The following is a 19,368-nucleotide window of genomic DNA, read 5'->3' on the forward strand; positions in this document are numbered from 1 at the left end:
ATGCGCATGACCAAACTGCCTTTCCCCGGTTTTTCCATTCTGGCGGCGTGGGGTCTTTCTTCCCTGTCCTTCCTCACCGGCCTCCAGGCCGCACCTCTCAAAGAGGCCAACCTGACCCGCATTGTCAATGACGTGCGGATCATGGAACTGCCGGCCAACGTCCAGAAACCCGCCCTCCTCAACCAGAAGGTCATCGACCAGCAGGCCGTGGTCACCGGTTTGCAGAGCCGGGCCGAGCTGCTCTTCAGCGACAAGACCCTCACCCGTCTCGGCGCCAACAGTGTCTTCACCTTCAAAGAGGGCACCCGCAACATGGACCTCAAGCGCGGCACCATGCTTCTTCAGGTGCCCAAGAATGCCGGGGGGGCCCAGATCAAGACCGCCGCCGTCACCGCCGCCATCACCGGAACCACCCTCCTGGTGGAATACCAACCCGGTGCCGGCCCCTCCCCGCAGACGTTCCCTTCCGCCGACCTTTCCACTCCAGTGCCTCCCCTGAACGCCGTCGCTGCCGCACCTGCTTCCGATGGCTCCGGTGCCGTCGCTTCCAACGTCGAGGGCACCACCCGCATCCTCGTCCCGGGAGAATCCACCTTCCGTCCCCTGCGCGCCGGAGAATCCATTCCGGCCGGCAGTTCCCTCATGACAGCCGAAAGCGGTTCCGCCGTGGTTTCGCCCGCGCCGGGTGTGGCCCTCCGGTTGCTTCCCAATTCCATCCTCCGTGTCGATGCCGCCGAGGGCGACGGCAAAACGCCCAAGGTCCGCCTCAATCTCAAGGAAGGCGGCGTGATCAACATCATTTCCAAGGCCAAGTACAACCAGGTCGACTACCAGATCACCACCCCGCAGGGCGTATGCGCGGCGCGTGGCACCGTCTTCGGTATTTTTGTCTCCGGCGGGCGTGTGCTCGTCCTCGGAGCCCACGGCGCTTCCGCCTTCAACGGCCAGCCGGTTCCCGCCGGCCGGGCCAGCTTCTTCGGCAGCGGGCGCAGCGGCAACCTCGATCCCAATTCCCCCGAGTTCCGCCGTCTCCTCGGCCAGACGGTCGATGCGCTCCGTTCGGCCTCCGACCGCGGTTTGATCCCCCCCTCCTTCCTCCCCCAGGTGCGCGACCAGCTTGAGCGCGGCGGGGTCCGGCTTGATGAAAGCCAGAAACAACAACTGCAACCGCCCCAATCCCAGGGCCAGGGAGGCAACACCGGTCCACAAGTCGCCGGCGGCGGCAACGGTGCCGGATCGACGGGCGGTGATGGGGGTTTCGCCAAGGTCGTCGTCCTTGAGGGCGAAGTCCGGGTCTTCATCACGGGCCAGGTGGGCGAGTCGATGCTCCTCCAGCCCGGCCAGATGATCATCTTCCCGCCCAACACCACGCGCCTGCCCGAGGCAGTGGATGTGAACCTCGATTTATTGGTTAAAACTTCGAAGTTAGTCCAGGAAATGGACCCGAATGATGGCGCGCTGGTGGCCGACCAGGGCGGGGCTGTCGATCCCACCGGCGGCAGCCCCCTCAATCTCGATCCCGTCCAGGATGCCATCGGCGGCCAACAACAATTGATCGACAGCGGTCTCTTGGGGGACACCAATCTGATCATCCTCAGCGGGGACAGCGCGATCGTCCTGACCCCGGACCAATTGACCGCCATTCAAAACGCAACGAACGCCGGCACGCCACCGCCGCCCGTCAACCTGAACCCGGCGCTGCTCGGACCCCTGACCACCATCTCCGGGCTCAACACCCTCGATGCTTCCACCCTCGTCTCCACCAATCCCACCATCACCCAGGGCAATGCCACTTACGAGGGCAAGATCATGACCGGCAGGCCTGGCGATGACCTCGCGGCTTCCAAGGCGGAGTATCTTTTCGGAGCGGAGTCCCCCTTTGATCAATTCATCAACTTCCAAGCCAACGCCCCGACGCCGTCGGCCATTTTCCGATTTGCCAACCTCACGATCGCCGGTCCATTCCCCATTTCCACCGCAGGAGCCAACGCGCAGTCCACCCTGGGTTTGGTATCGGAGGGCAATTTGGCCATCAATCTTGCCTCCCAGACGCTCTCCCTGAGTCCGTTGTCCGGTGGCTTCTTCCTCATCACCAAGGACGGCAACATCCAGTTCAACAACGGCACCTTGGATGTGGGTGGCAGGGAAGCCTTCTTCCTGGCCCGCGATGGGAACACCCTCGGCGATTACAACGGCAGCGGGGGGGACATCACCTTCTCCGCCACTTCTGTCATCACAGGAACATCCGGCGGGTCCTTCGGCGCCCTGGCCCAGAACAATCTGACCTATTCCGGCTCTTCCGTCGGCCTGACGGATTTTGACCTGGCGGTCGGCACGGGTAATCTTGTCTACAATGGCAATGTCCAGTCGGGTCGCTTCAGCCTCTTTGCGGAAAATGGCGGAGTCACCAATGGCCCCGGAACACCCTTTCTCTCTTCCTCCCCGGTCATTCAGCTCAATGGCGGCACGGTCAATGCCTCCAACATCGAGATCGGCGGCTTTGATGTCCAATTCAACAACACCGCCCTGGCCGCCACTTCTACCCTGCGCGTCTATTCTCCGCTGATCTCACTGAATGGAGGCTCCTTTGAAAGCCCATCCGTCGAACTCAATTCCACCGACCTCATCGAATGGGGGGGCGTTTCATTCCTGGCCGCCAATCCTTCACTGGTTAAATTCTTCGCCGAGGACATCACCCTGCTGCAAAGCCAGTTCATCACCAATCCCAACCTCAAGGTCGAATTGGAACTGGGTGGCGGCACGTTGAGTGGGCCGTTCCAACTCAGCGGAATCCGCAAGCTGTCCGGCTTCGGCGCCGTCAATGGATTGACCCAACTATGGGTCAACAAGGGGAGCATCGACGATTTTTCCGGCAACATCTTCGTGACCGGTGGGCTGGCCGCTTTTGATGGCGGGATCGGCGGGGAAGGCAGGATCAACGTCCAGGGTGATCTCAGCGCCAACCAGATTTATGCCGATGGCGATATCTTTGCCTTCAACATCAATGCGGTCAACGGGGTCACGGCCAATGGCACCACCAGCAGCATCAGCACCGGGAACCTCACCGTTACCGGCACCGGCGCCAACGTTCTGGCCCGTGGAACCGTCCAAACCAACCGGATCACCGCCCCCAACACCACGATCACAGCCAACTCCGTCCAGATCCAACAAGCCGGGAACTCGACCGCTTTCTGGATCAAGTCCAATTCCATCCAGGGTTCTTCCGCGGATCTGGATGTGGATTTCATCAGCCCGAATCCGCAAAGTCCCAACACCGGGAACATCCAACTGAACAGGCTCTCCTCCTCCGGCGGAATCAATTTTGCCGGAATCAACCCCGGAAACAACGGATACAACCTCAACCTCAACATCCTCGATGCTTCCTCGGGGCTGGGTTTTGGCAACTCCGGCTCGGACATCCTTTACGCCAAATCCAGTGGCGCGGACAATCCCTCCGGTCCCGGTGGCAATGGTGCGGTCATCAACATCACCTCCCCCAAGGTCAAAGTTTCGAGCGGCGGAGGCATCCTTTCCGAGGGCGGCAGCTCCGGCATTGGAACCTTCAACGGTGGCAGCGGCGGCCAGATCATCCTGAATGCGGCCCAGGGCTTTGACATGAACGGCGGCCTCATTTCCGTGGCCGGCGGCAATGCCTCGGTTACCGGTGGCGAAGGCGGCAACGGCGGATCGGTTCAGATCTCGTCCTCGTCGAACATGAAGCTCCAGGGCGCGGCCAAGATTGATGCCACGGCCGGTGCGGCCGGGGGCGTCACTCCGATCAGTTCGCAGGGTGGCAGCATCCAGCTCACCGCGACGGGCGCGGAGATCGAAATCAACGGTTCCAATTTGGCCACCTCTGACAAAACCAACACCTTCACCAAGGCCTCCCAGGGTGGGCTCATCAAGCTCATTTCCAACATCGCCTACGGTTCCTCCAATCCCACCAGCAATCGCGCGGTTTACGTCAGGAACAGTTCCGAACTCTACGCCATGACCCATATGGCCAATCTGTCAAACCTTGGCACCATAGATCTGCAGGCCACCGGCAACAATGCCAGCGTCGTCATCGACAACGCCACCCTCCGGGCCGACATCGTCAAATTGGGCGCAATCAACAGCAACGGCAATCTCGTCATTGGCGGATCGACCATCGAAGCCTCATCCCTCATGAAACTCTACGGGGGCACCACCGCGGGCAACGGAGTCATCTTTGTCGCCAACACCAACTTGGATGGCAGCGGGGTGAAATACATCCGCGGCCAGACCGTGACCATCAACAACGGGGTTACGGTCAATGTCACCGGCCCGGCCGCCCAAGTCTTCACCAATGTGGCCAACTACTCCGCCATCAACGGCGGGAATGGCAACACGACCGGGCTCTTCACCGGCAGCGGGGCCACCACCCAGCCCCTGGCCAACGCCCCGTCCTTCTGATGACCGTCAGGAATGCCTTGCCCCGCAGGCATTCCCGCGCTTGATTCTCCGATGCACCTCTCCGCCGACCGCTCCGTCCTGCTCTGCTACAACACCGTCGAGCGCATGCTCAAGGGGGATTTCTTCCACACCGTGACTTGGGAAACAGTGGCCGGGGAGATTTCTTCTTTCCCGCCCGAATGCCCCATCGTGGGAATTGGCACCACCAATTGGTTTCGTCGCAACGGGGAAACCATTGTCCTGGGAACGGTTTCCGCTCCGCAGCTTCTCTGGGCCGACCCGGAAGGGGAGCGGCCGATGGAAGTCATCGATTTGCTCCAGGAACGTCCCCGGTCCGGCGGCACGGCCCTGGTCACGCCTTCGATGGGCGACGACGGCGCATCGCCGCCCCTGCCCTTTCTGGCCTTGGGCGTCTGCCAGCCCGCCAGCGCGCGGGTATGGGAATGTCCGGCCACGGCCTCTCTCCATGCCTGGATTCAGGACCGCATGGCCCAGGAAAACATCGGCCTGGCGGCCGTGCGCATCCAAGCACAGGCCCGCGCGGTCACCGCAGCGGCGGCTTTTTACCTGCCGCTGGAGGGACTGGATCTTTCCCACGGCTACAACGCCAAAAACAACCTGAAACTGGCCGATTACCCGTCGGGATCATGGGAGGTCGCCGGCATCTATGCGGCCAATCCCACCCTCCAACGCATGATTTCGGTGGAAGGACTCCCCCTCCACCTCCATGGTTCCAGCCCGGAACTCCGCCAAGGCGGCCACGTCGTCAAAATGGACGTGGCATCCGCCAAGGTCACGGTTTGGCCGTTACAGGATCTGGTCATGCAGATCAAGAACATCGACCAGACCTGGCTTCCCGTCCGCAATCTGGCCGCCTCCTGAGCGCGGGCCCACCCCATGTCTGCACCCCTGAAATTGCTCTTCATCTGCGGTCGCAACAAGCGCCGCAGTCCCACCGCCGAACGCCTGTATAAAAACGACCGGCGATTCCAGGTCCGGGCCGCCGGTCTGGGCGAAACCAGCCCCCGTCGCGTGAATGCAGGCGATGTGGCCTGGGCGGATCTCATCCTGCCCATGGAACGCAAAAACGCCGTCCGCCTGAAAGTCATGTTCCCGCAGTTCGAGCCATTCCCCCCCATGGAGATCCTGGACATCTGCGACGACTTCAAATTCATGGACCGTAAGCTGCTGGAAATCCTCCCGGGGGCGGTTGACGCCGCCGTGGAACGCTACCAGGAGGAAAAAGCGGGAACGGCGGACTGAAGAGGCGCGGCCATCAGGGAACCGGGGCCTGCCAGCCTTCGACCCGGTAAAGCCTGACCCGCCAGTGTTTGAAATGAATCGCCGGGGGGCGTTGGAAAAGCGCGGCTTCGCGCAACCCCAGATCATTCCGTTGGACCACGACCGGCAGGCGGTTGCTTTCCGTATAGACCCGGGTCATCCCGGCCAGAGCGGACTCCCAGGCCCCCGGTTTCCGCAGTTTATCCAATTCCACGACCCGGAAACCCGGTGCCGCTTGTTGGAAATGTCTCAGGGACTCATTCAACACGACCAGGGTCGAAGCCCGCTCCCCGGGCGGCACCTGTTCCTCCAACCAGGTGACGGCACGGAACGGAGGACAGGGTTCGGTATGGTTCTGCCAGGCCAGCGGCAGGGACACACAGAGAAAAGTCACCGGCAACGCGATCGCACCGAGCACGCCGATCCGGCTGCACCGGCCCCAGGCCGACCAACCCGCCGTGGCCGCCAGCACCAATGGCGCCAGCACAGGGATATAATATCGGCTGGAACCGGGCAGAAAAACGAACATCATGAACGCGTAAGGCGCCATCCACGACAACTGAACAACCACCTGTCTCACCAGTCCTTGCGCGCTCCGTTCACCCACTCTGCGCATAAAACCCGCCAGCCCGACCAGCACCAACGGGGTGGTCAGCAGCACCGAGGGATCGGTCCCGTTTCCCAGCCCGAGAAAGAGACCACTGGCGAGGTGAATGCCGAGGCGCTTGATCAGCAGGGGGTCTCCGGCCAGGTCGGCCCCGGCATAGATCAAGGGCTGGTCAAAGCGCCAGCGGAACTGCCTGTTGTTTCCAGCCCAATAGGATGTCCAGAAATCCCCGTTTTCTGCCGCCGCTTGGAGGGCCATCGTTGGCAGAAGCCAAAGCAGGCAGCCTCCCATCCAACAAACGAGGACGATCGCGCTCGGACGCCAACCGATCCGGCAGACACCAAGCGACACACCGAGTATCAGAAGGGCGGCGAAGCTGTTCTGAGGTCGCAGACCCGATGCGACCACAGCGCAGGCCGAGGCCAACAATAGGAGCCGGTAACGTCTGGAGGGATGGAACCAGGCGGCCGTGCCCACGGCGGCGGTGGCCAGAAGAAAGCCGGAAGCGGGCGCGTCGGTCATGGCCTTGATGGCATTCATCCAAAGCATGGGAGAAAATCCCACGGCCAGACTTCCGCACAAAGCCCAGAACCGCGAGAGACCGGTGCGGGCCAGCACGAAGGAGGCCAGCACCGCAACGGCGCCACCCAACGCACTGATGGTGGTGAAGGCCGTGTGGCCGCCCACTCCGGTCAGAGCACGCACCAACCAGGCGGCACCAAGGTAAAGGGGGTATCCGGGAGGATGGGGTTGGTGGAGCTTGATGTTGAAGTGGTCCAATCCCCGGAGAAATTGGATCGAATCCCAGTCGTCGGGCGCACAACTGGCCGTCAACAGGTAGAGCAGCGTGAAGCCCGGGCCAAGGAAAAGGACCAGTCGCCAGTCGCTCCGGGTCCAGGGTTCCGGCCGGTGAGCGGCTTCGGGGTCGGGCAGCATCCGGGCCAGAAGTTGGGGCAAGGGGATCATCAACAACCGGATCCGCCTGGCTACTCTCCGACCGGGACCGCCTTGGGCGCCACGGTTTCCGTGTTGTCTTGGATCACGGCCCGGGGAACGGTGGCGTTGCCCGCGGGGGTCTGGTTGGCGAACTGGTCTTTCTCATCGGGTTTCCAGATCATGCCCACGGCCCGGTCCCAGAGCGTCGGGTGGGTGGGCGGGATCTGGATGTTTTCCATGGCCTTGCGGTCGAGGCGGGCCAGGGCCGTGCCCCGCTGGTCGTCCCGCACCCATTCGGCGCGGGTGGAGAGGGATTCTTTCTTGAAGAAGAAGAACACCGTTTCCTGTCGCCGCATCTGTGCCAGTTGCACGCCCGGGGGAGGCGGGAAATCACCGGAAGGATAGGTTTCCAGCGCGGGTTTGATGATGGCGGCCCAGGTGGGCACGGCGATGCGGCTGGAATATCCGCCGGGCATGATGGTGCTCGGGTTGTCGTAGCCGATCCAGAGGGCGGCGGTGAACTCGGTCGTGTAGCCGCAGAACCAACTGTCCTTGTAGTCGTTGGTGGTGCCGGTTTTTCCCGCCAGCGGTCCTTTGAGTCCGTAAGTCGAACGCAGGGCCGAGGCAGTGCCCCCGTCGACCACCCCGGCCAGGAGGTCATGGATCTGGAAGGCCACCTGGGGCGACAGGACACGCTTGCGGGCATCGATGTGCCGGTAGATCAACTGTCCCTCATGCGTGCTGATGGATTCCACCAGGAAGGGTTCGATGATGACCCCGTAATTGGCAAAGGCGCTGTAGCCCTTGGCCAGATCCAGGGTGGTGAGCTCGGGCGTGCCCAGGAAGGAGGAGGCAAAGGGCTGCGGCTGGACACCGGTGCACTGCTGGAAAAAATAGGAAAAGCCCTCCACCCCGGTGGCCAGGCCGGTGCGCATGACGGCGTAGTTGTTGCTCTGGGCCAGGGCCTGCCGGACCGTGATCCACTTCGGGCTGTTTCCCTCGATGATCTCCGGGCCGATGGCCTGGGTCAGGTCGAATTCGCCCGAATCCACCTCGGTGCAGCCGGTGAAGTTGAGCGTGTTGAAAGCGTGGGCGTAGATGAAGGGCTTGATGGTCGAACCGATCTGGCGCCGTCCGTTCAGCACCCGGTTGTAGGAACTTTCATCGAAGTCCCGTCCCCCCACCACCGCCAGGATGCTGCCATCGCGGTTGTTCAGGGCGACAAAGGAAGCCTGGAGGTAGGGCGGCACCTCGGTGTCGTCCGGCTCCGAGGCCAACCAGGCCGCGCGGGTCTTGTGGGGGTAGCCGGAGGATTTTTCGATCTTGGTCAGGGACGTTTCGATCTGCTGCTCCGCATTGCGCTGGAATCCGAGGTCGATGGTGGTGTGGATTTGCAGGCCGCCCCGGAAAAGCAATTCGTCGGATATGAACCGGGGCAGGCTGTCACGCACCGCGGAGGTGACGTAGGAACCGGGAAGGTCGGCGCGCGGGCGGAGGCTGAGCGGTTCTTTCTTGGTTTTTTCCGCCACCGCACGGGAGATGAATCCCGCCTCGGCCATGTTGTCGAGGGTGACGGCGCGGACTTCGCGTGCCTTGCGGGCGTTTTTCCACGGCGAAAAACTGTTGGGCCCGGCGATGATGCCGGCGATGAGCGCGCTCTCGGAAAGGGTCAGGTCCTTCGGTTTCTTGCCGAAGTAGGCCTCACTGGCCGCCCCTACCCCATAGAGGTTCCCGCCGAGGAAGATGCGGTTGAGGTAGAAGGTGAGGATTTCGTCCTTGGAGAAGACCACCTCGATGCGCATGGCCAGGAAGACCTCCTTGATCTTGCGGTCGAAGGTGCGGTCGAACATGCCGGCCGAATTGCGCGCCAGTTGCTGGGTGATGGTGCTGGCCCCGGTGGTGATCCTGCGGCCGGAGGCATTGACGAAACCCGAGCGCACAATGGCCACGGGATCAAAGCCGAAATGCCAGTAGAAGCGCTTGTCCTCCTTGGCGATGACCGCCTGTTTTAGCACCAGCGGAATGTCCTCCTTGTCGACCAGGACGCGGTTTTCATCGAAGAGACGCTGGATGACATAGCCATTGCGGTCGTAGATGACCGAGGTGGCGGGCATGTGGGAGACTTTCCGCAGATCAAAGGCCATGGCCCACGCGCCAAACTTGGCCAGGAAAAGGGCCACACCGGCCAGGGCGAGGATGACCAGGGCATTGAGCCACAGGGGCGGGCGGGGGAATTTCCAGCGGCGGGCGGACATCCGGTCAACCTAGCGCGATCTCGGCCAAAAGAAGCGCAAAAATTGCGCCCTCATTTCCGCAAACGTGCGGGATCCAGGGACTCATCCTCGCGCGTCGCGGCGTAAATCGGCCCGAACCAGGTGTCGACCAGGCAGAGTCCGAAGACGGCCGCGAACGGGATGGTGTAGAAAAACGCGGTGGTGATGCTGTTCAGGCCGGTCAGGAAAATGGAGGCTATGAGATAGGACTTCCAAGCTTTGCGGAACAGGCGGAAGTTTTCCCCGTAGTTCAGGGCGCAATCCAAAGGGGAGGCGCCGTCCAGCCAGCGGCAGCAACCGACGCCGCAGAATGGGATGACGAAGAGCATGGCCGGCGGGACAAAAAGCGAAAGCATCGAGACGGGCAGACCGAGAATGGAGATGAAAACCAGATGGCAAAGCGCTATCCAGATGCCCACTGGGAGGATGAGGGTGAAGACGGCAATGAGCAGTTTCACCGAACCTTCGTAGGCGAAGCGCCCGAGCACGGCGAAGGACCAATCCGGAAGTTGCGGGGCGGTGGCGAAGCGGGCCCGGCGCAAGACTTCATAAGTGAACCCCAGTGGGAACCAGAAGCTGATGACGTTGAAGCCGAGCGCGGTGTAAAATATGGCCGGAACGTAAGGATTTTCCGTGCCGGAAAAGAAGGCGGGGGCGGTGGCCAGAAGGAACGGGTTGATGAGCAGGAATCCGCCCAGGAGAACTTTCCACACCGCGTTCCGGTCGCTCAAAATCTGGGCAAAGCCCCTGCGAATATCCTCAAATTGCACCATAGGGATCCGGATTTTCCGAAGAAACGCCTCCGGGTCAAGGCTTAAGCCGGAAAAATGCAGTTGCACCACAGAGAGCACAGAGGACACAGAGGAAGATAGAATTTAGGGGCTCTTTTTTATCGACGTTCGGCACATCCCTTTTCGCCCCCAATCCGTTTCACTTTTCCTCGGCGTCTCTGCGTCTCGGCGTCTCTGCGCGATATCAACTGCATGGTTCCGGACAAGCTCAAAGCCTCCGGTTCGGTCGCCGGAATCACCCGCTCACCCACTCACCACAGCTGGCGGGGCAACGATCAGGGTGCGCTGAGTGCCGCTTCCAGGGCGGCGGCCAATTCGGGACTGTCGGGAGCCGTCTTGCTCGGGAACTCGCCGACCACCCGGCCGTTTTTATCGACCAGATACTTGTGAAAATTCCACTTCGGCTCCCCGCGTCCACGGGTCAACCAGGCGTAGAGGGGGTGCCGGGCCTCCCCCTTGACCGCCACTTTCTCCGTCATGGGAAAATCCACCGCGTAGGTGCTGCGGCAGAAAGCGGCAATCTCCTCCGCCGTCCCGGGTTCCTGGCCGCCAAAATCGTTCGACGGCACCCCCACCACGACGAAGCCACGGTCCTTCCAGGTCGTGTAGAGTTTTTCCAGCCCGTCGTATTGTTTCGTGAAGCCACAGCGCGAGGCCACGTTGACAAAGAGAACGGTCTTGCCCTGGAGGCGGGTCATGTCGAAGGGTTGCCCATCGAGCCCGTTGATTTTGATGGTGGTGAGTTCGCTGGCGTTCGTGGTCATAAGGGTTGTGGCCAGACCCATGAGGAGGGCCAGCACCATCGGGATTCGTTGCACGGAGCCAATGTGTCACAAGCTCCGGTGGGCGCAAGTGGAGACTGTTCAAGGGCGGGCTGAAGTCCCTACCGTCACTGGCATGTGGACACTACCCCGTCTCCTCTCTTCTTCACGACGCACTTCCGGGCCGCCCGACCCGAAACGGGGTATTCATCTGATTGGAGATTACTCCATCGCCATCGGGCTGGGGGTTGCTTTCCGCTTGCTGACCCGGGCCCTCCGCCAGGCCGGTTATCCTTTGGCCCATACCCAGGTGAACCTGACTTCCGACCGCAGGACCGGCGATCATCTGGAGCCGGATGTCCAACCTGAAGCCTGTGACATCACCCTCATTCATCTCAACGGTGATTACATGTACGAGTGGATCCGCCATGCCGCCCCGGCGTTGCGCGATTCCAAGCGGGTGATCGGGTATTGGTATTGGGAACTCCCGCTATTTCCAGAGGTTTGGAAAAAATGCCTCCCCCACCTGGACGAACTGTGGGTGTCCTCCCGTTATGTGCAGGACCACGCCGCCGCCATTTCTCCCGTGCCCGTGGTCCGCATCCCTCCCCCCATACCACGGATTCATGGCACCCCGCGTCGCGCGGACTTTGGCCTGCCCGAAGACCGCACCCTCTTTCTGTTCATCTTCGAACCCAATTCCAACATCGGAAGGAAAAACCCCTTCGCCATCATCGAGGCCTTCCGGAAGGCATTTGCCGGAGTGGCCGATCCCCCGCTCTTGGTGTTGAAAACCCACCACCTCCACACGGTCGCCCTCCACCAGCAATTGGCCCACGATTTGAATGCCGCCCTCCGCGCTGTGGGGGGGATCATGGTCGATGCCTCCTGGGAACACCCAAAGCTCCTCGACTTCATCGCTTCTTGTGATGTTTTTGTATCACTGCACCGGGCCGAGGGATTCGGGCTGGGGATGGCAGAGGCCATGGCCCTCTGCAAGCCGGTCATCGCCACCGGGTTTTCAGGAAACACCGATTTCATGACCCCGGGCAACAGCTACGCCGTCGACTACCACCTGCGACGTATCACTGCGGTAGACCACCGTTACCAGCCGGAATTCGCCGGCGTTTACGAACCCGGCCAATGGTGGGCCGAACCCGACATCAACCATGCCGCCCGTTTGATGCGGCAGCTTTGGGAAGAACCCGCGGAAGCCGCCCTCCGGGCCGAACGCGGCCAAGCTTCCATCCGCTCGCTCTATTCGGTCGAGGCCATCGCGGAGACCATCCGGGCCCGCCTTGGGTCGGTCAACTCTTGGAACGGGAACGACCGAAAACAGCGCAAATGACCCACGCGCGGATCAATTCAACTTCTTTTTGTATTCGGCCTTGATGACCGAGAAAACGATGGCCTGTTCGGCGTATTCGATCCACGGACCGTAGGGCACCTCATCGTCCTCGACGAAGCGCCAGTTGGTTGTATCCATGCCATCGAGACCCAGGTAATCCTGCACCGCGGGCGAGACGTCCAGCCCCGCCTGGCTGTGTTCGCGGGTGGGCCGGTCGTTGCCGAAAACATAACCGACACTGTCGTAGCGCAACGGGCCCACGTCCTCCCATTGGGCGAAGCACACCCGGCCCTTGAACTCGATCATGATCCACCGGCCTTTGCACTGGGAGACAAACGGGTTTTTGCGGTGGAAATCGGCATCCCACCAGGGAACATACTGACGGGCCAGTTTGGGATACTTGATGTCATTGAAAGGCAGGGCCACGTAATAGGGATTGAGCGTCGGGGCGAAGCGTTTGGGCAGGGTCACCGCGCCGGGGATGGCCACGCCCACCCGCTTATCTGGGCAATCCGTGCCGCCAAAATTGCGCGTCCACGAACCGTCCCAGGCGCTCTTGTAATTGGTCGTGCTGTTGTAACCGGTCGAGCCCTGGCCGATCCAGAAAGTGGTCGTGACGATGCCCCGCTTGAGGGGATAGCTTGAGCTGAGTTTGACGTCCTCCAGCTTGATCGTCCGGGGGGCAACCGTTCCTTCCGCACCCCAGACTGTGGAGACGGCGAGCACAAGGCCCATCAACAATGCCCTCGCACGCATCCGCCTACCCTAGCCCACCCCGGGAACCCGTCAATGGGTTTTTATGTACAAACCGTGGAATCCATCGTTGTACAGTGCTCTGGACGGGATTAAGTCGGTTTTTATCAACTTCGAACGGCGTTGAGCCCTTTAAAGAATCCCAAGCGGGCTGAGAAAAAGCTTGTCCGGGTTCGGCCCTCCGGTAACTTTTTCCGCTTACTGTGATGGAAACGGCCGTTCTGCGGCCATCCCAACACCCAACCCCATTCCCTAGAAAGGGAAGTCCCGAACCGCCCCGGCGGATGATGGATCATAAACCGAAAATACTGAAATGGCCAAGATCGACCCGAAAGAACTGTTGGAAGCTGGCGTCCACTTCGGACACCGCACCGACAAATGGAACCCCAAGATGAAGCCCTTCATTTATGAAGCGCGCAACGGGATCCACATCATCAACCTCTCCAAAACCTCCGACCAGATCGACGCCGCCGGCAAGTTCCTCAAGGACGTCGCCGCCCGCGGTGGCAAGATCCTCTTCGTCGGCTGCAAAAAAGCCTCCCAGGAAGCCGTCCGCGAATCCGCCACCCGCTGCGGTGCCTACTACGTCTGCGAACGCTGGCTCGGCGGCACCATGACCAATTTGAACACCATCCGCAAAAGCGTCGCCCGCATGCGCCAGATCGACGAGATGGAAACCAACGGCAAGTTCAAGGAGATGCCCAAGCAGGAAGTTTCCGCCCTCCGCCGCGAAGGCGCCAAGATCCACAAGAACCTCGACGGCATCCGCGACATGGAACGCTTCCCCGACGCCATGGTCATCGTCGACATCACCCGCGAGGAAATCGCCCTCAAGGAAGCCCACCGCTTGAAAATCCCCGTCGTCGCCATCACCGACACCAACGCCGACCCCGAGAGCGTCAACTACCCCATCGCCGCCAACGACGATGCCATCCGCTCCATCCGCATCGTCCTCAATTCGCTGGCCGACTCGGTCATCGAGGGATTCAACGCCGGCGGCAAGAAGCGCGGCGGCAAGGACGAGGCCCGTTCCACCGCCTCCGACAGCCTCCAGGCCGTTTCCGCCTGAGCTCAAGCCCAAGCCTAACCCCCACCCATCTCCACCAGGAACCATTACCATGTCTGAAGCCGTCGCCATCGACCCCAAGATCGTCAAGGACCTCCGTGACCGCACCAACGCGGGCATGATGGACTGCAAGCGCGCCCTCGAAGAAGCCAAGGGCAACATGGAGGAAGCCGAAAAGATCCTCCGCAAGAAGCTCGGCCTCTCCGCCGCCAAAAAAGCCAGCCGCGATGCCAAGGAAGGCGTCATCGCCTCCTACATCCACCTCGGCGGCAAGGTCGGCGTCTTGATCGAAATCAACTGCGAGACCGACTTCGTGGCCAAGAACGACAACTTCCGCGAGTTCGTCAAGGACATCACCCTCCAGATCGCCGCCGCCAACCCGGTCTGCGTCACCCGCGAGGAAGTCCCGCAGAAACTCATCGACGCGGAAAAAGAAGTCGCCGCCGCCCAGATCAAGGACAAGCCCGCCGCCGTCATCGAGAAGATCGTCCAGGGCAAGGTCGACAAGTATTACAGCACCGTCTGCCTGATGGAGCAGCCCTTCATCAAGGACAGCAACAAGACCATCCGCGACGTCGTCAACGAAAAGATCGGCGAACTCGGCGAGAACATCGTCGTCCGCCGCTTCGTCCGCTACGCCGTCGGCGAATCCGTCCAGGCTTGATCCCGGCCCTAAGCCCCCAAAACCCCCTCCCCATCTGGCGAGGGGGTTTTTCGTTTTCATATGGGGATCTAGGGATGCGGTTGCCAAACGGAAAGGGGTCGATTATAAAACGCCCATGCGCACATTGCCTGTGGTGCTTGTCGTTCTGTTAATGCTATCCGGCTTTGTCCGGGCAGGAGAGGCGTCCTTGGGCTCTTTGAATCATCCGGAATTCGTCACTACACGTGGCAAATGGCTGGTTTTTGTCCACGATGGTGGGGTCGCCGAAGTGGAAGCTACTCCTGAGGCTCTGGCTGCAGCAGGCCTGACTCAGGCACCTAAGGAAGAACAAGCCCAGTCCACGGCCTTCATCGAATCACTTCGCTTTCGTACACAATCATGGCTTCAGAAAGTCCAATCCGTGGGTCAAAATGCCCATGAAGCCAAGCAGGCTACCGCACTGGCTGCCGCCCAGTCGGCCCCGGCAAAAGAGATCAGTTCCCCGCCCCCGGTATCACCCGTCGCCGCCCCCAAAAAGCCCAAGCCCTTTTACCAAGCTGCAGATTTGGTCGCCGAGTTCGAGCCTGACGTGCACAGCGGGCGCTACTTCCAGGTTTCCGGCTTCATCACGCGCATCACCGAGCCCTCCAAAGGCATCTTTAATATCATGTTAGACGACAAGGTATTGGTGACCATCCGTTACTTAAACGACAAAATCCGGGCGCGTGATACCAGCGGCAACCCCAAGGCGGTGGGCAACTACAAAGTCGGGGAAAGTACCACCATTTCGGGTTATTGTCGGGGCTTGGATGCCGACGGGCGCGTGCTGATGGGGGATTGAGCGCTCGGGCGGACGACTAGGGCGCGCTTCATTTGATTGGCTCGCTCTGATTTCGTTTATCTCAATCGATCTCGTGCAAACTTTTCTCATACCCAGAGAGCACGAGAACGAACGGCAGACCCCAAAGAAAAGTTCTGAATCATTCTCCCGCGGCAAAATACTTCACCGCCGCCCTTAGAATCACGATCGCCAGCAAGGCGCTAAAACCGATGGCCAAAAGCATGGCTCCGGACATGTTGTCCAGCATCGAAACAGACCGGCCGTATTCCACATTCTTTTCCGCATCCACCACCTGCCCGTCCCCACCCCAGCCTGCTTTCAGGACTTGGAACAATCTCGCGCCGTCCTCTTTTTTCTTGCCGTTGATGAGTTTCTGGAAAGTGGCCAGCAATTCTGTTTTCAGCACCTCCGCCTCGGGATCGTTGGGCCAGATGCCTGCCCGGGTGCGGGCCGGTTCAACCGCCTCCTCGTAGCGCCCATCCTTCACCGCTTTGCGGATGTTCTCGATCAGGGGGCGCGATTGCGCCATTCGTCGTTCCGCCTCCTCCCGCAAGGCGGCCCGGGCCTTTCGCACCATGGGAATCTCCGGCACGGGGGGGACCAGTTCAGCGATGCCGGGGTAGTCCTGGATATCCAGCAACTTTTCCAGTTGGGCCTTGAATCTGCGTAACTCGTCGATCTTCAGTCTGTAGTCGTTCTTTTGCTCCACTGGCAGGTTGAGACGGGAGCACATGGAATCCAAGACAGTGGCTGCCGATTCAAAGGAAGACTCGCGTTCCCGGACTTTGCGATAGGCCAGCATCACCAATCCGCCGAGGATGGCATTCTTGTCCTTGAGCATGAATTGGTGGAATTCTGAAAGATCGGGAATGACCGCTGCCGCGTTGTTCAGCTTTGTCATCTGTTCCATCCAGGTCCGGTGCTCAAAATCCTCGTTTTGGTGCATCGGCTCCAATACTTTTCGTGCTTCGACAAAAATGCCGATCTGGGTCCTCATGTTGGATACCGGTAGCGCTGCGATCGAGCGCAGGGACGCCGGGCAAGAGTCCCGGGCCGGGGCAACGATGATTTTAAGTCCGTCGACCAGGTCTGGATAATAAACCGATTGTTTGAAGCGGAGGATTTCCTCGTCCAAACCAATGAGGCTTTGGAAACGGTCTTCCAGAACATCCCGCTGGATGGTGTCCAGTTTTTCCAGCAAAGCCTCCAATTCCTCCACCGCGCGCATGGATTCGGACTCTGTGGGACTGAACCATCGGCTGCCCAAGCGGCTCCAGCCCGCCGCCACCATTTTCCCCTCAAGAGAGAAGGCTCGCGCCAGCTTTCCCGCTTCCTCGGCCACGGGTTTTCCCTGGTGACGGGCCAGAAAGGCGGACAATTCTCCCTCTACGGCCTTGTTGTAATATTCGACCGGCTGGGATCGGTTGGGTAGAACCCACTTCGCTTTCAAGGTTTCCCATTCCAAATCGGAACGGTCACCACGGATGATTTCCTGGATATCCCCCCTCGCGATTTCCCGGATGTCGGAAATACCCTTGAGCGGAGAAAGATTGATCCTCACCTTGTCTTCGCTCTCGGAAAGAATTTCACACTCGATTCGCGTGGCCTTGGCGAAGGAGGGAAGGGTCACTCCTTCCTTGAATACCACTTGGTCACGGAGCACCCCTCCCTGCAAAATGGGAACGCACAGGGCAAGAAAAACAATCAGGAAATGGGCACGAAACCGCATCACATAAGTTTGATAGCATCCGTTGGTTGTCGGACAATCATTATCATTTGAGAAGAGGAAAAAGCTTTCTGCTTCTCATTCAAGGGCTTGAAGGGCATCTTCCGACTATGGACCTGGTCCTCGCCTCCTCCTCTCCCCGCCGCCAGGACCTCCTGGAGGAAGCCGGCATCCACTTCCGCGTCATCGTCCCGGATGTCGACGAGTGGGACGCCCGTTCCCACCCGGAGCTCACCCCCCACGACTTGGTCCGCCTCAACGCCCGTCGCAAGGCCGAGGCCGTCCACCAACTCAAACTCCACGGCCCCGATTCGGTCATTCTCGCCGCCGACACGCTCGTCGTTTGTGAGAGCCGCATCCTCGGCAAACCGGCCGACCGGACCGAGGCCGCCGCCATGCTCGCCCTGCTCGGGTCGCGCACCCACGAGGTCCTGACCGGCGTGGCCTGGCTGGACGTGCGGGAGAAACGACTCCGCGAGCACGTCGCCCGCACCCGCGTCACCTTCCGTCCGCTGGACGAAACCCTTATCGCGTCCTATCTGGACAAGGTCCATGTCCTCGACAAGGCCGGGGCCTATGCCGTCCAGGAACACGGCTTCGACCTCATCGAACGCGTGGAAGGTTCCCTGAGCAACGTCATCGGCCTGCCCATGGAAATCGTCCGGGCCTGGCATGGTGATCCACGGGCCACCCGGACTGTATGAGCGTATGAGCGCGCGACTGCTTCCACTTTTTCCTCCGGACCGCCCGGTTCTGGTTTTGGCGCCCATGCAGGACGTGACCGATCTGCCCTTCTGGCGGGTCATGCACCGCTATGGCGGACCCGACATCTACTTCACCGAATACTTCCGCGTCCACTCCACCTCACGCCTCGAACCGCCCATCGTCGACTGCATCCACGCCAATCCCGCCGGCCGTCCGGTCATCGCCCAGATGATCGGCCAGGACATCCCCGCCCTCGTCCGCACCGCCCGGGAACTCCAGCAATTGCCCATCGCCGCCATCGACCTCAACCTCGGCTGCCCCGCCCCCATCGTTTGCAAGAAGTCCTCCGGTGGCGGCATGCTCCGCGACCTGCCCCACATCGACCAAGTCCTCGGCGCCCTCCGCGAAGCCATCACCATCCCCTTCACCATCAAGTCGCGCATCGGCTTCCACGACGAATCCGAATTCGACGCCCTGCTCGAAGTCTACGCCAAGCACGCCGTCGACGCCGTCACCATCCACGGCCGCACGGTCAAGGAGATGTATCGCAGCCATGTCCACTACGACCGCATCGCCCAGGCCGTGCAGCGCCTGCCCTGCCCGGTCTTCGCCAACGGGAACATCCTCAGCGCCCGCAACGCCCGCGACGTGGCCCGTTCGACCGGGGCGCGCGGGCTCATGGTGGGAAGGGGCTGCATCCGCAACCCCTGGATCTGGAACCAGGCGCGCGAGATCTTTTCCCCGGCCGGGGAACTGACCACCCGCCCGACTCTGCGCGACCTGCGGGAATACATCGAAGTGCTCTACCGCGAAACCCTCCCCCCGGACTTTCCGGAAAAGCTGCATGTGGCCAAGATGAAGAAATACATGCACTTCATCGCCCAACACACCGATCCCGGGAACCGATTCCTGTATGAGATCCGCCGCGCCGTGACCGAGGCGGAATTTTTCGGGATCTGTGACACCTGGCTGGGGAACGACACACCCTTCGACCCCGAAGCCCCCGGCGGCGCCCTGGTCAATTCCGGCAACCCGCGGGAAGATTGCCACTAGAAGTCATCTAGCTCTGTTGACATCCTCGGTGAGGATGTGAGAGATGGGGACGCCAAAGGCGGTAAAGGTTATAGGTCATTCCAAGGAGCAACGCCTGTTTGCATTGGGTGGCCAGTGACCGGCCTGGAGCCCTGCTGGATAGCTTGCGTT

At 61.0% G+C, this 19,368-nt stretch carries 15 protein-coding genes; 9 read left to right on the forward strand and 6 right to left on the reverse strand.

The window, feature by feature from the left end:
• The 3 genes from SFU85_05405 to SFU85_05415 are packed head-to-tail and all read left to right on the forward strand — an operon-like array spanning nt 1 to nt 5,697.
• Nucleotides 1–4,434 carry a FecR domain-containing protein gene (locus tag SFU85_05405; GenBank protein MDX6766206.1) on the forward strand — a complete coding sequence of 1,478 codons (4,434 nt, stop codon included), beginning with the start codon at nt 1–3 and terminating at the stop codon, nt 4,432–4,434.
• 51 nt (nt 4,435–4,485) lie between these two features.
• A complete protein-coding gene (locus tag SFU85_05410) occupies nt 4,486–5,316 on the forward strand; it encodes an acetolactate decarboxylase (protein ID MDX6766207.1) in 831 nt (276 codons plus the stop codon).
• Between the two features lie 15 nt (nt 5,317–5,331).
• A complete protein-coding gene (locus SFU85_05415) occupies nt 5,332–5,697 on the forward strand; it encodes a hypothetical protein (GenBank protein MDX6766208.1) in 366 nt (121 codons plus the stop codon).
• Nucleotides 5,698–5,710: 13 nt separating this feature from the next.
• Here SFU85_05415 and SFU85_05420 read toward each other — a convergent pair whose 3' ends face one another.
• From SFU85_05420 to SFU85_05435, 4 genes are all read right to left on the reverse strand, one after another.
• Complete coding sequence (locus SFU85_05420) at nt 5,711–7,288, reverse strand: hypothetical protein (protein ID MDX6766209.1); 1,578 nt, start codon at nt 7,286–7,288, stop codon at nt 5,711–5,713.
• 20 nt (nt 7,289–7,308) lie between these two features.
• The gene (locus SFU85_05425; protein ID MDX6766210.1) at nt 7,309–9,513 is read right to left on the reverse strand and encodes a transglycosylase domain-containing protein; all 2,205 of its coding nucleotides are present in this window, start codon (nt 9,511–9,513) and stop codon (nt 7,309–7,311) included.
• A gap of 50 nt (nt 9,514–9,563) precedes the next feature.
• Nucleotides 9,564–10,262 (reverse strand): hypothetical protein, encoded by a 699-nt coding sequence (locus tag SFU85_05430; protein ID MDX6766211.1) that lies wholly within the window; start codon nt 10,260–10,262, stop codon nt 9,564–9,566.
• A gap of 335 nt (nt 10,263–10,597) precedes the next feature.
• Nucleotides 10,598–11,140 (reverse strand): glutathione peroxidase, encoded by a 543-nt coding sequence (locus SFU85_05435; protein ID MDX6766212.1) that lies wholly within the window; start codon nt 11,138–11,140, stop codon nt 10,598–10,600.
• Between the two features lie 79 nt (nt 11,141–11,219).
• Between SFU85_05435 and SFU85_05440 the strand changes: the two genes are divergently transcribed.
• Nucleotides 11,220–12,431, forward strand: coding sequence for a glycosyltransferase (locus SFU85_05440; protein MDX6766213.1), 1,212 nt, complete (start codon nt 11,220–11,222; stop codon nt 12,429–12,431).
• A gap of 12 nt (nt 12,432–12,443) precedes the next feature.
• Here the strand turns inward: SFU85_05440 and SFU85_05445 are convergent, their stop codons facing one another.
• Nucleotides 12,444–13,187, reverse strand: coding sequence for a hypothetical protein (locus SFU85_05445; GenBank protein MDX6766214.1), 744 nt, complete (start codon nt 13,185–13,187; stop codon nt 12,444–12,446).
• Between the two features lie 310 nt (nt 13,188–13,497).
• Between SFU85_05445 and rpsB the strand changes: the two genes are divergently transcribed.
• The 3 genes from rpsB (at nt 13,498) to SFU85_05460 (ending at nt 15,734) form a co-directional block, all read left to right on the forward strand.
• On the forward strand, nt 13,498–14,253 hold the full coding sequence (rpsB, locus tag SFU85_05450; GenBank protein MDX6766215.1) for a 30S ribosomal protein S2: 756 nt from the start codon (nt 13,498–13,500) through the stop codon (nt 14,251–14,253).
• A gap of 49 nt (nt 14,254–14,302) precedes the next feature.
• The gene (gene tsf, locus SFU85_05455; GenBank protein ID MDX6766216.1) at nt 14,303–14,914 is read left to right on the forward strand and encodes a translation elongation factor Ts; all 612 of its coding nucleotides are present in this window, start codon (nt 14,303–14,305) and stop codon (nt 14,912–14,914) included.
• A 115-nt stretch (nt 14,915–15,029) separates the two neighbouring features.
• Nucleotides 15,030–15,734 (forward strand): hypothetical protein, encoded by a 705-nt coding sequence (locus SFU85_05460; GenBank protein ID MDX6766217.1) that lies wholly within the window; start codon nt 15,030–15,032, stop codon nt 15,732–15,734.
• Between the two features lie 139 nt (nt 15,735–15,873).
• Here SFU85_05460 and SFU85_05465 read toward each other — a convergent pair whose 3' ends face one another.
• Nucleotides 15,874–17,463, reverse strand: a complete 1,590-nt coding sequence (locus SFU85_05465; GenBank protein ID MDX6766218.1) for a hypothetical protein — start codon at nt 17,461–17,463, stop codon at nt 15,874–15,876.
• 107 nt (nt 17,464–17,570) lie between these two features.
• Between SFU85_05465 and SFU85_05470 the strand changes: the two genes are divergently transcribed.
• On the forward strand, nt 17,571–18,164 hold the full coding sequence (locus SFU85_05470) for a Maf family protein (GenBank protein ID MDX6766219.1): 594 nt from the start codon (nt 17,571–17,573) through the stop codon (nt 18,162–18,164).
• 4 nt (nt 18,165–18,168) lie between these two features.
• Nucleotides 18,169–19,218: a tRNA-dihydrouridine synthase family protein gene (locus tag SFU85_05475; protein MDX6766220.1), complete on the forward strand. Its 1,050-nt coding sequence runs from the start codon at nt 18,169–18,171 to the stop codon at nt 19,216–19,218.
• Nucleotides 19,219–19,368 lie beyond the last annotated feature (150 nt).

It is taken from the genome of Candidatus Methylacidiphilales bacterium (assembly GCA_033875315.1).
In the GTDB taxonomy this organism is placed as follows: Bacteria; Verrucomicrobiota; Verrucomicrobiia; order Methylacidiphilales; family CAZTYG01; genus JANRJG01.